Annotated in this window: 11 protein-coding genes and 2 pseudogenes; 3 read left to right on the forward strand and 10 right to left on the reverse strand. The window is 70.2% G+C overall.

Going from position 1 to position 13,987, the window contains the following annotated elements; genetic code table 11:
* The 3 genes and pseudogenes from CED_RS07955 to CED_RS07965 all read right to left on the reverse strand — a co-directional run.
* The coding region (locus tag CED_RS07955; RefSeq protein WP_035909607.1) for an RNA-guided endonuclease TnpB family protein at nt 1–813 on the reverse strand (813 nt) is incomplete at its 3' end.
* Complete coding sequence (locus CED_RS07960) at nt 810–1,382, reverse strand: IS607 family transposase (protein WP_035909610.1); 573 nt, start codon at nt 1,380–1,382, stop codon at nt 810–812. The genes CED_RS07960 and CED_RS07955, both read right to left, overlap by 4 nt.
* 70 nt (nt 1,383–1,452) lie before the next feature.
* A pseudogene (locus CED_RS07965) lies at nt 1,453–1,680 on the reverse strand (protease); the annotation flags it as partial.
* Nucleotides 1,681–2,024: 344 nt separating this feature from the next.
* Here CED_RS07965 and CED_RS07970 point away from each other — a divergent pair.
* Entirely contained in the window at nt 2,025–2,927 is a 903-nt protein-coding gene (locus CED_RS07970) for a TerB family tellurite resistance protein (protein WP_011437812.1), read from the forward strand.
* A 203-nt stretch (nt 2,928–3,130) separates the two neighbouring features.
* Here the strand turns inward: CED_RS07970 and CED_RS07975 are convergent, their stop codons facing one another.
* Nucleotides 3,131–3,604, reverse strand: coding sequence for an SCP2 sterol-binding domain-containing protein (locus CED_RS07975; RefSeq protein ID WP_011437813.1), 474 nt, complete (start codon nt 3,602–3,604; stop codon nt 3,131–3,133).
* 194 nt (nt 3,605–3,798) lie between these two features.
* Between CED_RS07975 and CED_RS07980 the strand changes: the two genes are divergently transcribed.
* Together CED_RS07980 and CED_RS25150 are read left to right on the forward strand one after the other, a co-directional pair.
* Nucleotides 3,799–4,635 (forward strand): aminotransferase class IV family protein, encoded by an 837-nt coding sequence (locus CED_RS07980; protein ID WP_235186957.1) that lies wholly within the window; start codon nt 3,799–3,801, stop codon nt 4,633–4,635.
* A 350-nt stretch (nt 4,636–4,985) separates the two neighbouring features.
* The gene (locus CED_RS25150; protein WP_235186958.1) at nt 4,986–6,482 is read left to right on the forward strand and encodes a hypothetical protein; all 1,497 of its coding nucleotides are present in this window, start codon (nt 4,986–4,988) and stop codon (nt 6,480–6,482) included.
* Here the strand turns inward: CED_RS25150 and CED_RS07990 are convergent.
* From CED_RS07990 to CED_RS08015, 6 genes and pseudogenes are all read right to left on the reverse strand, one after another.
* Complete coding sequence (locus CED_RS07990; protein WP_035909613.1) at nt 6,403–7,797, reverse strand: TIR domain-containing protein; 1,395 nt, start codon at nt 7,795–7,797, stop codon at nt 6,403–6,405. The two genes, CED_RS25150 and CED_RS07990, sit on opposite strands and share 80 nt — an antisense overlap.
* A 55-nt stretch (nt 7,798–7,852) precedes the next feature.
* Entirely contained in the window at nt 7,853–9,367 is a 1,515-nt protein-coding gene (locus CED_RS07995; protein WP_023840335.1) for a cation:proton antiporter, read from the reverse strand.
* Between the two features lie 416 nt (nt 9,368–9,783).
* Nucleotides 9,784–10,773, reverse strand: a pseudogene (locus CED_RS08000) (malate dehydrogenase).
* Nucleotides 10,774–10,982: 209 nt separating this feature from the next.
* Complete coding sequence (locus CED_RS08005) at nt 10,983–12,167, reverse strand: ABC transporter substrate-binding protein (protein WP_108913531.1); 1,185 nt, start codon at nt 12,165–12,167, stop codon at nt 10,983–10,985.
* A gap of 281 nt (nt 12,168–12,448) precedes the next feature.
* The gene (locus CED_RS08010; RefSeq protein WP_035909615.1) at nt 12,449–12,937 is read right to left on the reverse strand and encodes a heme-binding protein; all 489 of its coding nucleotides are present in this window, start codon (nt 12,935–12,937) and stop codon (nt 12,449–12,451) included.
* Nucleotides 12,938–13,126: 189 nt separating this feature from the next.
* Nucleotides 13,127–13,900 carry a hypothetical protein gene (locus CED_RS08015; RefSeq protein ID WP_011437823.1) on the reverse strand — a complete coding sequence of 258 codons (774 nt, stop codon included), beginning with the start codon at nt 13,898–13,900 and terminating at the stop codon, nt 13,127–13,129.
* Between the last annotated feature and the right edge of the window lie 87 nt (nt 13,901–13,987).

Here is a 13,987-nt window from a genome sequence, read left to right on the forward strand (position 1 = left end):
CGCGAGCTGGGCGGCGCGCTGCCGCCGCCCAGCGCTGCCCGGCTTCGACCGGGCGTGGGCCCGCGACGCCCGGCGCAGTCGCCGTTCGGCCCGCTGGTAGTGCTTCGGGTTGGGAACGGTCTGCCCGGTCGACAGAACGGCGAGGTGCTTCACGCCGAGGTCGACGCCNACNGGGCCGCCCGCGCGTTGCCGTCGCGACGGCCGCTCGGGAACGTCGCGGTCGACCTCGACGGTGAACGACACGAACCAGCGGCCTGCGGTCCGGGACACGGTCACGCCGAGCAGCCGCGCCCGTCCGTCGGCCAGCCGGCCGGTCAGGGCGCCCATCGGCTCGTGGACCTTCACCCGCCCGATCCGGGGCAGCTTCACGTAGGTCTCGTCAGCCGGGCCGTAGGCGCCGGTGGTGTACCGGAACGAGTCACGGGCCCTCCCGCGCTTCTTGAACCNGGGAAAGCCGACCCGCCGGCCCTTCCGCTTCCCTTGCCGGGAGTCGGTGACGTTCTTCAACCCGCGGGCAAGCTGGTCGAGCCCGGCGCGGAACGCCTCCTTCGAGCACTCGTCCCACCATGGGGCGATGTCCCGCTTGACCGCGTTCCACGCGAGGCGCAGCGCGGGGAGCGTCCACGGGACGGGGGTGAGCAGGTCGCCCGTCAGCCCGTAGGACTGCTCGGCGTCACGCTGGGCGTGCGCGGCCTTCACCCGGGCCAGGCCCCAGTTGTAGGCGAACCTCGACGCCCCGGCGTGGCGGCGGATACCGGCGAGCTGGGCCTGGTTCGGGTCGAGGGCGAAGCGGTACGCCTGGAGCGTCGTCACTCGCCAGCCTCGGTGGCGGCGGCGACGGCGCGGGCGGCCCGGTTCGCCGCGGCCCGACGACCGTACAGCCGGGCGCACAGCGACGTCAGGATCTCGGTGACGTCGCCCACCAGGTCGTCGTCGACCTCGCCCGGGTCGACCACCAGCAGATGCCGGCCCTGCGCCGACAGCGCCGCCTCGACATACTCGGCGCCGAACCGGGCAAACCGGTCCCGGTGCTCGACGACGATCGTCGTCACGGCCGGGTCGCGCAGCAGGCCGAGGAACTTCCGCCGATGACCGTTGAGCGCCGACCCGACCTCGGTCACGACCCTGCCGACAGCCAGGTTCTGGCTGGCCGCCCAGGTGACGATCCTGGCGACCTGCCGGTCAAGGTCCGGCTTCTGGTCAGCGGACGACACCCGGGCGTACACCACCGCGACGGGGCGCCCGGCCGGCACGGTGGGTTCGTCGACGAGTACCAGCCCACCGACCTTGCGGGCAGGGACCGGGAGCAGGCCGTCGCGGTACCAGCGCCGCGCCGTGGTGTACCCGACGCCGTTCGCGGCGGCCCACTCCTTAAGGTTCACACGAACATCATACGACGCCATCAGAGGCCATCAGACGCCATCGGACGCTGATTCGGCAGCAGCTTTCATCCCCCAGGCTCTGCGCGGTGAAGAACCCGAAGATCGGTACGACGAGGCCGAGCGCGGAGTAGACGCCACAGATCCGGTGCAGCACGCGGACGATCCCGGCAGCACGCTCGTCGCCCGGGGAGGTCAGCGCCAGGCGCGCAGCCGGGGCGAACATGCTGGCGGCCACGGTGACCGGTCCGATCGCGAGGATCGCGGCCAGGACATGCACGCTGAGCAGAAACTTGGTCACGGTATGCCTCTCAGGATCGGCCTAGGATCGGGCGCGGACGGTCTGGATACGGATCCGGTGGCGCCGCGCCCACGCCTCGGCGCTAAGGTCCGGACGGCTCGACGTCCTAGCCGCCACAGACACCATCATCCTTCCGAGACTGGCCGATCCCACCCCACCACTGGCCGCGGACCTGCGCGACGCCCGGCGGTCTACGGCGGCACGCGGCACCCGGACCGAGCGGTCACGCCGGCAGCGCAGATGAGTAGTTCCGGACCGCCGCGTCCACTCGCTCCGCCATCTGGTGGATGATGGTGCCTGCGCGTAACCCGCCTTGTGCCGTGCGTCTTCAGGAGGCTTTCGGTATGCCTTTGCAGGCTGCTATTCGGCTTGATGTTCGGCTTCTCGTACGGATTGACGACCGCATTCTCCTCGCTCGCCCGCCGGGAGAAGCCTGGCATGTCCTTCCGGGCGGTCCGGTGGCGGCGGGAGAGAGCACGGACGACGCTCTCGAACGGCAGGTAGGCCGCCTCGCCGGCCCTCGGACGATCTCCCGGCAGTTCATCGGGGCGGTCGAGCACGACGGAACCATCACCGGCCACTCACCTGAATCCGCAACCGATCACGTGCTCAGTATCATGTTCGCCGGCTTCTGGCCGTCCGACATCCCGACGCCGTCACGCTGGGGGGAGCACACGCTGGTTCCGGTTAACATCAACGTGCTCCTCGCGACACGCCTGCGCCCGCTATCGATGGCCGAGGTGGTACGTCGCTGGCTCGCCGAAGGCTGGCCGCTCTGGCGCGGCCTCGATCCCGCCGTCGGCAACCGGCGGCTGCCCTCCCTGGCCTCACTGCGCGCGCAGCTGTTCGCCCGTCGGGAGGAGCTGCGCAGCCTCACTTTCCGGGACGCCGCCGTGGCGATCTGTGCCCTCGTCACCGCGGCCGATGGTCGCATCGATCCGGCGGAACGCGAGGGACTACTCGGCTTCATCGCCACGGATCCGGTGATGTCCCAGTTTCCCGAACAGGACGTGGAACGGCTCTTCGATGAACATCTGAGCCGTCTCACCGCAGACTTCGCCGCCGGCAAACAGGCCGCGCTGGCCGACATCGCCAAGGTGCGGGGGCGGGTGACGGAAGCCGCCGCCGTGGTGCGCATCGGGCAGGTGATCGGCCTGGTTGACGGCGAGTTCGTCGCCAGCGAGCGGGCCGTGGTGCGGGAGGCCGCCCTCGCCCTCGGCCTGAACACCGCCGAGTTCGCCCTGTGAGGGGCGGGCCGGCGCCGGTTGAACGACGTCGCCGACCCGTCCGCTCATGGCCTCCTCGGCTGGCCTTCCCAGCTGACCTCCTCGGCGCGACGGCACAGAGCGGCCACGTCGGCCCCGGCGGGCAACTCGTACTCCCGAACGTCCAGCACCGGCCGCACCAGCCGGCACCTCATCGTGGCGGCACCGGTGGGGACCGCCGCCGGTCAGCTCTCCTTCTTGATCTCAAACCAAGACAGGATCCTGCCTCCGAACTTCAGGTCACCATCAATCTTGATCTTTCTGGTGAGGAAGAGCTTGGCCCCGCTGGCCTGACCGGAGACCACCCGAACGAAGCGGACACGATCCGTGATAATGGTCAGCGTCTGCTCCCCCGCGGATTCACTCGGGGTCCCGGTGGCGGGCGGTGTCGCCAGAGTGCAGACACCGTCGGCGACCCGCAGCTCGTAGGTGCGCACGGCGCCGCCCGGTCCACCGTTGAGCACGAATCGGACCAGAGCGTTCTCTTCTTGTGCCTGCTCTGGGCGGAAGGTGTCGCGCATCTGCCGGAAGACCTCGTCCAGCACCGCGTCACCGGCCGGCCCACCCAGCAGGTCGGAGACCTCACGCTCCGACATAGCGGGCAGACCGCTGACGAGTTTCGCCGGGTCGGCCGTGGAATCGACGGCAAGATCGGACATAGCCACACTCCTTTGCGTTCGTGTTGGCGTTCGTGGGCGGCAGCCTGTCGGCAGCACGCACGAGCACGCTAGCGAAGACGACACGGCGGCGGTTCCGTGGGCGACGCAACCGGAACATCGCGCGTGACGGCCCAGCCACGGACGGCCCAGCCCACGGAACCGCCGCCCGCCGGCGGGTCACTATCGTGGCCAAGGTGGTCACTCCCACACTTCGACGCGTCGAAATCGACGGGCACCCCGTTCCCCTCGATGAGCCACACCGCCTAGCCCTGCTCCCCCACGGCCACTTCACAGTGCTGCAGGTGCGAGCCGGTCGGGCCCGGGGCCTGCGGTGGCATCTCGCCCGGCTGAATGAGGCGAACCAGGAGCTCTACGGCGAGCCTCTGGACGGCGAGCTGGTTCGCCACCGCATCCGGCAGGCACTGTACGCCACCGAGACGGCCGCCGCCGGCTCCGAGGCCACGGCGACAGCCGCCACCACGCTGGATGCCACGGTNCGGATTGTCGTCACCGAGCAGCCGGACGGCGCAGGGGTGCGCGTCATTGTCGCGATCGGCGAACCGGCAACCATGCCGACCACCCCACAACGGCTGCGGTCAGTGCCGTACCTGCGCCCGTTCGCCCACCTCAAGCATCTCGGGACGTTCGCGCAGATCCAGCACGGCCGGCTCGTCCGCCGTGACGGCTACGACGACGCCCTGTTGACCGCCCCCGGCGGGCTCGTCGCGGAGGGCGCAATGACCAACATCGGTTTCTTCGATGGCAACATGATCGTCTGGCCAGACGCTCCCGCCCTGCGCGGAGTCACCATGACGCTGTTGGAGCAGGCACCGGCGGACGGCGGCCCGCCCAGCGTACGGGCCCCCGTGCGACTGGCGGATCTGGCGGGCCGAGGCCGCCTTCGTCACCAACTCACGCGGGATCGCGCCCGTCCGGCCATCGACGGCCACCTCTTCGCGGGATCCGAATGGCTCATGACGACGCTTACCCGCCGCTACGACGCGGTGCCATGGGATCCGAATGGCTCATGACGACGCTTACCCGCCGCTACGACGCGGTGCCATGGGATCCGATCTGAGCCAGGTCGACGGCGTCCCACATGCCCGGATGCTCCTGCGGAGGCCTGAGGACCGCGTCCACCCCGACCATACGTCCACCCCGGTCTTCGTATTTCCCGAGAGACAATGAATAGCATTTTTCAGAATTATAAAAATATAGCGAGATACCAGAGATACCACGACCTGGCCGCGGCGAGAGCGCCGGAATGGATTTCCGCGCGGCGGGTCGCCGGATACTGTCGGCATGCCCCGCTATTTTTACTTTCTTCCGATGAAATCTGGCTCCGGACCCATCCCGCTGTCCGTGAAGGAACACCGCAACGATGCCGCTTGCCTCAGCCCGGCTCCTGGTAGCGCTCCTGCTGCACGAACAGCACCGCGTCGAGCCCGCGGGTGTGCCTCTCCGTTACCCCTCCCCGCCTCCCGCGGAACGCCATCTCATCGGCGCGGCGACGGCGCTCGCCGCCGGCCGGGCGAAAGGAGCACTGCGGGAGTTGCGGCAGAGCGAACACGACCCGACCGACCCCGATCACATGGCGGCGCACGAGGCGCTCTACCTCGCCGCGCTGGCTCTCGACCTCAACTGGTCCCCTGATGACGTCGGCGTCGTCCGAGCCTGGGCCACGAGGACGTTCGCTCCGCCTCCGGCCGGCTTGGCCAAACCAGCCGGGCCGTCGCGAACCATGACGGACGCCCCGCTGATCGCCTGGACAACGCAGGTCATCTCCCGTCAACGGCACGCGCTGCTCGAACCGACGACCGCGGTCATCTGCGTGCTCGGCGCCGCGATCATCCCCGGCATTCGGGTGGCGCGGGCACAACTGGCCCTGACCGGTCTCCGCGTCGACCACCGCGAAACCGGCCGGAGGCACGAGCCCGGCCCCCATCACATCCCCCATCACATCCCCCATCGCATGTCCTATCGCCTGCCCCATCACGTGGTCGTGCACGGTCACGGCGCCGATCCGCCGCGCGCCGCACGGACCGCCGACCCTGCCGGAACACTCGTAATGCAGGCCCTGGCCACGGCTGATCTCTTCGTCACCCATCTCGACGAGCTTCCGGTGCCACAGGCGGCGGCGTACGCGCGGATCCTGCGGGCGGATCTGCTGTTCCGGGCGAACCAGGAGGCCGAGGCCGGCATGGCGTTGGACGCGGTCGAGGCCGGCGCCGGGTCCGACCACGCGACACTGGCCCATGCGGCGCTGGTGCGCGGCGACTGGGCCGGCTTCCCGGACGGCGGGGCGCAGACGCTCGGCCGTCGGCCCGGCGGGAGCCGGGTCATCCGGTCGCGAACGGCCTATCCGGAACGCGCGGAGGAACTGTGGCAGCGGGCCCTGACCGCCTACGGGCGCGCCGGGTCGGAGGGCGGGCGCGCCGCCGGACTGCTCCGGCTGGCCGGGGCGCCGACGGCGGCAGGCCGGCCGATCCTGCGCAGGGCCCGGATCGACGAGGCGGCCCGGCGCGCCCGGACAGCCGGCAACGAGGCGCTGACCTGGCTGGCGAGAGTGCAGAGCCAGGCCGAGCAGGCGGTTGCCGGAGAACCGTCCGCAGCGGGACTGCGGGCCATGATGACGGCGCTGGCCGACTGGTCCAGGCTGGAGGGAAGCACGAGTTACGGCCGCGGGCTCGGCCGACTGCTGATCGACGCCGGCACCGCTGGTGACCCCGATACCGGCACCGCTGGTGACTCCGACGACGTCGAGGCGGCGGACCGCGAGGATCCCGGCCGGCGGCCGGTCAGGATCGCTGCCCGGGGAAGGGTGGCGGAGTCGACGGCCGGGAACCGCGGCCGTTCAGGGACCGGACGATCTGCCTGACCAGTTCAAGCTCCGCCGCCGCACCGTCCTTCTTGTCGACGAGATCGATGTAGCTGATGCCGCGCAACAGCCCGGCCGGGTCACAGGTCTCGACGCGGATCGGAATCAGCGTGCGCTTCACGCCGTTGGGATCCGCCTGCCAGGCCGCCTGCCAGGCCGCCTGCATCTTCTCCGAGGCCAGGTAGCTCTTCGACAGCACGGCGAGGGTACGCCGGGACTGCGAGATCCCTTCATGCAGCAGACCGATCTCGTGCTCACCGGGCAGCGCGTCGAGGGCCGCCAGATGCACCGAATGACCACGGCCTTCCAACACGCGGGCAATCCAGGAGCCCCAGGCCTCATCGGACGGATCCGCGGAGATGAGGAAGTCCCACTTCCCGTCCGCGACCGGCCCCTGATCGGAGCCGTTCGACGGGGTCCGCACCACCGGAAACGGGCGCCCCGGCAGCGTGATCCACGCGAGGCCCTCGTACTTGCCCGCCACCGACACCTCGACTCGGCGGTACTGCGCCGGGTCGAGATCCCGCAGCCGCCCGGCCACCGTACTGTGGTAGAACTCGGACGACAGGACGAGTGCCAGTTCCGCGTCCCTGTCCTGTTCCAGCAACTGCCGGACGGGGTCCGCGTCGACCAGCCGGGCTGCGACCNCCGCCGCGTCGCCGACGAAACCACTGCCGCCGATACCCACCTCGCCTTGGTGCAGGGCCAACCGCAACCGGATTCGGCCGGTCTCGTCACGCCCCCGGTTGTAGGTCCGCAGCGCGATCCGCAGTTCCCGGACGAACTCGGTCGCGAGGACAGCCTTGGGAGNGTCGGCGGCCACGGCCGCAAGAAAGCCGTCGCCGCGATCCTGGCGCAGCCGGATCGACCGGGGAGGCAGGCCGGCGCCTCCGACCGCCTCATCGACGATCCGGCGCAGCCCCTCCCGCCAGCTCGCCTGCGTCGCGATGTCCTGACGGCTGTAGTGCCTGGCATCCAGGCAGAAGACGCTGACATGCCGCGGGACGCCGTCCTCCCACGGGGCGCCCTCGCCACGGGAAACACCGTCCTCCCGGACGGCGTCGGCGAAGATCCGGTTGCCCCGATAGTCCCGATGCGCCTCGGTGAGGATGCGCCTCCGGCCGTCCGGCAACAGGCCGTTCTCCAACAGCGACGCGAGTTCGGACCAGAACTCGAACGACGACTCACCCGGGTAGAACTGCGGATGGTGCCGACGCGCCAGCCCGGCACGTTCCAACAGATGAGTCGCCTTCATCTGGTTGGTAAAAGTGGCGGAAAGCGCCTCGATCTCCGCCTCGGTCAGCCGGTCCGTCACGAGTCCCCCGTAGGCATGCCCGCAGAAATCCGGCGACGCGACGGTAGGTGGTCCGTCAGCCGGCGGATTCGTCCTCGAATTCTAACCCGTCCCTACCCGTTGTATTGGATGGGTTCACCGACCTTCGGTATCGTGCGCGGGACCGAGCCGCGGGGAGCGTCCGGGTCTCGCGACGGGTGATGACACCCGCCTCCGCGGCACCGACGCCACCGGCACCGCTCGCATGGTGACCGTCCAGCACAAGGCGACGCTGTTCCTCGGCCGCGGTCTGCTCGACCTGTCGCATGGCGCGGCGCAGGATCGGCGGAGCCATGACCGACGTGACGATCGCGACCAGAACGATGATCGTGTACGTCTCGGTGGAGAGCACCCCCAGCCGCACGCCGACGCTGGCCACCACGATCTCGATGACTCCCCGCGCGTTCATGCCGGCGCCCAGAGCGAGACCCTCCCAGGGGGTCAGCCGACTGGCCCGGGCCCCCGCGTACACACCGGCAAACTTGCCGAAGACCGCGACCGCGAGCACGATCACCGCCGCGAGCAGAACCCGGGTTTCACTCAGAGCAGTGAGATCGACACGCAGGCCCGCCGTCGCGAAGAAGATGGGCGCAAGCACCGCCATCACCACGATTCGCAACGGGGCGACACTGGCATGATCCACCAGGCCGGACGACCCGAGGACGACCCCGCCCAGGAAGGCGCCGAACACCGCCTCCAGCTCCAACGCCTGCGTCCCGGCCGCCGACGCGAGCACCAGCACGGCCACGAAGGCCACGACCGACCCGCTCCTGGCGCCGGGATCGGCGCCAGCCCCGGCCCCGGCACCACTCGTGGCAATGATCCGTCCCAGCACGGCCCGGACGACGACCCGGCCGATCGTCAACGCGAAGATCCCCACCCCGAGGACGTAAAGCACCGACAACGCCGTGTCGCCCGCCCGGACACCGGTGGTCGCCATCGCGGACACGACCGCCAGCATCAGCCAGCCAACGGCGTCATCGATGACCCCGCCGGCCAGCGCGAGCTGCCCGACCTCCCGATGGGTCAGACGCATCTCCATGAGCGTCTTCGCCATCACCGGGATGGCGCTCACGCACATCGCCACCCCGAGGAACAGCGCGAAGACCGTCCGGTCGCCGTCGGGGCCCAGCAGGGAGGACGGCATCAGCACGCCGGTGACGATCCCGAAACCCAACGGCAGGAGCAACCCACCGAGGCTGATCCGGGCGACGGTGAGACTGCGCCGGCGGATGATCCGCGTATCAATCTCGAACCCGCTGAGCGCGACCAGGAAGAGGACACCGAGCTGTCCCACCGCGTCGAGCAGGTGGAACTGCGCGGCGTCACGCGGAAGAAACCAGTCCGAGAAGGTCGGCCACAGCGTTCCGAGCAACGACGGGCCGAGGAGCACGCCGACGCAGAGCTCACCGACGATGGCAGGCATCCGCAGGCGCACGGCGACACGTCCGAGCAGAATTGCCAGACTGAGCAGCATGGCGAGCTGAAGCAGGAACAGCAACAGGGAATGCGGCGGGATCGAGGGGACGGGCCGAGTGGACGTGAGGGACAATGTCTCTCCTCGGACGTCTCGCCACCATTGACGGCGGCGAGGGCTCCAGGCCGACGTCCGACGACCGGCAGGCGCATCGGCGACAGGCCAGCCGAGAGCCGGAATCACGGATACCGGATACCGGATACCGGATACCTCGTCATCCCCCGTCGCCCCCGTCGCCCGCGCGCCTGCGATTCGGTCGGCTGACGCCGCGGGCACCGGCACTGGTACCGGCGTCCCTCAAGAAGAAACCACAACGGACGCCGGAAAGTCCGCCGTTCGTGTCATCTCCCGCCGCATCCGCCGCCTGACACGGAGCCGTGGAGGGATAATCACGTTTCCGGGCCGGCAACCGTGACCGACCCTCCACACGTCCCTCCGCTCCGCCGGCCTGCGCAGGCTTCACCGGCCTGCGCAGGCGGGGNGAAATCGGCTCAGATGAGGCCGAGCGCGCGGACCGCCTCCCGCTCCTCGGCCAGCTCACGCACCGAGGCGTCGATCTTCTCCCGGGAGAAGGCGTCGAGCTCCAGACCCTGCACGATCTCGAACCGGCCGCCGGACGCGGTGACCGGGAACGAGGAGATGAGCCCCTCGGGCACCCCGTAGGAGCCGTCGGACGGGATCGCCGCCGAGGTCCAGTCGCCCGCCGGGGTGCCGTTGACCCAGGTGAAGATGTGGTCGATGGCCGCGGAGGCGGCCGACGCCGCGGACGAGGCGCCGCGGACCTCAATGATCTCGGCGCCCCGCTTGGCGACCCGCGGGATGAACTCGTCGGCAATCCATGCCTGGTCGCCGACCGCCTCGGCGCCGCTGCGCCCGCCCACCTCGGCGTGGAAGATGTCCGGGTACTGGGTAGCCGAGTGGTTACCCCAGATCGTGATCTTCTTGATCTCGGCGCTGGGCACGCCGAGTTTCTTGGCGAGCTGCGCGATCGCGCGGTTGTGGTCAAGCCGAGTCATCGCGGTGAACCGCTCGGCGGGCACGTCCGGAGCGTGCGTCTGGGCGATGAGCGCATTGGTGTTGGCCGGGTTTCCGACGACGAGGACCCTGATGTCCTCGGCGGCACCACTGTTGATCGCCTCGCCCTGCGGCTTGAAGATCCCGCCGTTGGCGGACAGCAGGTCGCCACGCTCCATGCCCTTGGTCCGCGGGCGTGCGCCGACGAGGAGGGCCACATTAGTGCCCTCGAAGGCCCGCTTGGCGTCGTCNAACNCGNCCNCCCCCGCCAGTAGCGGGAAGGCGCTGTCCTCGAGCTCCAGCGCCGTGCCCTCCGCCGCCCGCACGGCCTGCGGGATCTCCAACAGACGCAACTTCACCGGCGTGTCCGCACCCAGCAGCTGGCCCGACGCGATGCGGAACAGCAGCGCGTAGCCGATCTGACCGGCNGCGCCGGTTACGGTGACGTTGACGGGCGTTGAGCTCACTGGCTTCTCCTGGTGCAGATCACGGAAGATCGGGGTGCGGCCCGTGTCGTCCTCGTAACGATCCCGAGCCGGCCGGGTAACCGGTCCTGGAGCTGGAACGTCTTCTGCCGCCCCAGCGATGCTAGTCCGAGGCTAGTCCGAAGTTCTTGGTCAGGAGGCACGGGCGGCGCGGACGCGGCTCACATCGCGGCGCCACGATGGGGCACGTGCTACCGGCCGATCTCGGTCCCGCACCGTGGTACGGGCGGGACCAGCGCGAAACGTTTCGCGTCCGCGGTGACCTGAAGGAAGGTGTAGCAACGGTTGATCTGCCCGAAATGGGTGGCGAAGTTGACGGGGACGGGCAGCAACCCGTCCGCGTCATAGCCGCGCACCGCCCGCAGGCCCCTGATGAACGTCTCCCGGCTGGGGCATGGCCCGGCGGCCACCAGACCGCGCAGGAACATGTCCGCCGAGATCCACCCGGACAGGGCCGCCTGCTGGGCCGGCGGGGACACCTGGGGCGCGTACTCCAGCATGGCCTGCAGGAACCGCTGGTGAGCGGGAGTCTCCTGCTCGAACGGCAGGTAGTCGACGAAGCTGTAGACCCCGGCCAGCACTCCGCCGAACAATTGCAGGAGACGCTGGTCGTAGCCGGTGGGCGACAGGATGACCCGCAGATCCGCCCGGGCCGCCCGGGCGCCCAGGACCACCTGGCCGAAGGCGGCGCCGGTGACGGCGCCGACCAGGACGTCCGCGCCGCTGTCGCGCACCTTCCGGCCGATGCCCGGGATGTCGATCGGCCCGGTCGCGTCGATCCGGCCGAGCACCCGCACCCCGGCCGCGGCGAGGCTCAACGCCATCTTGTCGGCGAGGGTCACGGAGGTCGCCGAGAACCCGGACTGGGCGATGATCGCCCGGTGGCCGCCGCGCTCGGCGACGAACTCACCCCAGGTCGTGACGGACGGCCCGTCGAAGATCATATTTGAGTAGCTGAACATGTTGTCGTTATGGGTCCAGGCCGCCTCCAGCGAGGTACCGGTCACCGGTATTCGCCGGCTATTGAGATAACCGGCGGAACCACTGGCCACGGAGGTCGACTCGATGATTCCGAACACCTGGTCGTTCTCCACGAGCCCCCGGGCGGCGGCCTGGTTTCCGGCGGGATTCGAGGCGTCATCCCGCCAGACATAGACCACTTTTCGGCCATACACACCGCCCGCCTTGTCGGCCACCCCGAGCCGGGCGTCCACCCCGGCCCGGAAGGAGCGGAACAGTGACGCCGCGTTTCCGGTGTCCGGATAGAGCAGGCCGAATCTGATCGCGTCCGGAGCGACGCCCGGCGCCGCGCAGGCCGGGGACGCGGTCGGCCCGTCGGTGGAGACCCGGCAGCCGACCGCTCCCAAGCCGATCAGGAGGCTCACGAGCCCGAGCAGCGCGGCCCGGCGGTCCGCACGACGGCGCCGAGGCCGGTGCGGCCCGACTCCCAGAGCCGTGACGCTCCCCACTCCATCAAGCCTGAACCAGAAGAACCACCCTTCGATGCCATTCCGTTGATTTTGTGAGATTCACCGAAGATCGATCGCTCCCGGTTTCAGGATCCGATCCCGCTTCGGGCTCCCCACGCGGTGCCGCGTGGGGAGCGATACCGCGTGGGGGTGGGGCCCGGTCGGCCCGGTCAGTCCGGTCGGCCCGGTCAGAACGCCGCCGCGGCGGCCCGGGCGATGGCCTGGTCAAGGGGGGCGGGACCACCGCTCACCCCGACGGCCCCCACGATCACCCCGTTCCGCCACAGCGGCAGCGCACCGGGCAGACCGGTGACGACCGGTTCCGCCGGCGACGGACGCTCCCGTCCGACGCGGCCGTCACCCGTGGCAGGTGCCTCGCCGCCGGCATGCGCCTCGCCGCCGGCATGCGCCTCGGCGCCGGCGTGCGCCTCGCCGCCAGCGTGTCCCTCGCCACCGGTATGACTGACCAGATGGGCCGGCGGAGCCCAGGCCCGAGCCGCGCACGCCTTGTCGACGGAGATATCCGCGGTCTCGAGCCGGGCATTGTCCATCCGGACGTGGGCAACCAGAATTCCGGCGTGGTCAACGACAGCAATGTTAACCGGTTGACCGAGGTGAACCGCATATTTCTCCCCGGCGGCGATGATCCGACGGGCGTCCTCGAGCGATACGGTCATCCGCGACTCTCCCCATAAAGCGGCGTTCCGGTGCGCTTGACCATAGGCCCTGGCTGACCGTCAGGTGGTGGAAGGCGCGCCGCGTAACCACCGTCGCGCATGGCACTCCCGAGCGGCGAACGGCAGGATAACGGCAGGATACAGGTGGACACCGGGTATCCCCGGGCCCCCGGCCGGGGAACCGGAGGGTCAGGTCGCGGCGACGAGCGGGAGGACGGCCCGGGGGCAGCGGTGGATCAACCTGCTGGAGAGATAGCCGCCGCCCAGCAGGTCCAGCAGAGCACCGGCGCCCGGATGATCCAGCCGGCCGACCCGGTGCAGGCCGCGCAGACGCAACAGACCGGGCAGGTGCGCCTCGATGGCTCGTTGGTCGGGCCGGGGAGCTCCATCGAGCCAGGTGTCGAACCGCGCGCCGGTCATGATTTCCCACACGACCGTGTCCGCGACGGCACCGGTGCCGTCGGTGACGGTCACCAGATGGGGTACCCGGATCAGATCGGCGAAGCCGCTGAGATCCGGCCGCACCCCGGCGGTGACGACGTTGTCACCGACCTCCGGCTCGCTGCCGGACCCGGGGGGGCCGCCGGGGGCGGGCGTACCGCCTGCTCCCGGCCGTCTCAGGGCATTGCGCAGATGAGAGGCGAACGCCAAGGCCAGCGCGCTGCGACCTGGCGGGCTGGCCTGAGCGTGCAGGACGATGGCGTCGACTCCCGGCGCGCGGAGCCGCTCGGCCGCCGCGCGAACCAGCCAGGCCGGCTCGACCAGGACGAAACCGACCTGCGCGCGCCGCCGCTCCTCGATGGCGTCACAGCCGCGGATGGCGTCACAGCCGCGTCCTGACGGGGTCCGCACCCTCATGGACTCGTGAATCCACTGGCAGGTGATGAGCCCGTCGGCACCGGGAAGTGAGAGGAGCGGCAGATCCTCCGAGCTGAAGATCCGTTCAGGGATCGACGTGGGCATACTGTCTCCGTCTCGCCACGCGCCCGCCCGGTCCGGCCGGGCACCGCCCCCCAGGCCACAATCGGCCGCGGTGCCCACNCCGNNNNC

The sequence above is a fragment of the Frankia sp. CeD genome (assembly GCF_000732115.1).
GTDB lineage: Bacteria > Actinomycetota > Actinomycetes > Frankiales > Frankiaceae > Frankia > Frankia casuarinae.

Coding starts and splice junctions, on each gene's coding strand:
- CED_RS07970 (WP_011437812.1), top strand. CDS start 2,025: ATGCCTTTGCAGGCTGCTATTCGGCTTGATGTTCGGCTTCTCGTACGG.
- CED_RS07975 (WP_011437813.1), bottom strand. CDS start 3,604: ATGTCCGATCTTGCCGTCGATTCCACGGCCGACCCGGCGAAACTCGTC.
- CED_RS25150 (WP_235186958.1), top strand. CDS start 4,986: ATGCCGCTTGCCTCAGCCCGGCTCCTGGTAGCGCTCCTGCTGCACGAA.
- CED_RS08010 (WP_035909615.1), bottom strand. CDS start 12,937: ATGACCGTATCGCTCGAGGACGCCCGTCGGATCATCGCCGCCGGGGAG.
- CED_RS08015 (WP_011437823.1), bottom strand. CDS start 13,900: ATGCCCACGTCGATCCCTGAACGGATCTTCAGCTCGGAGGATCTGCCG.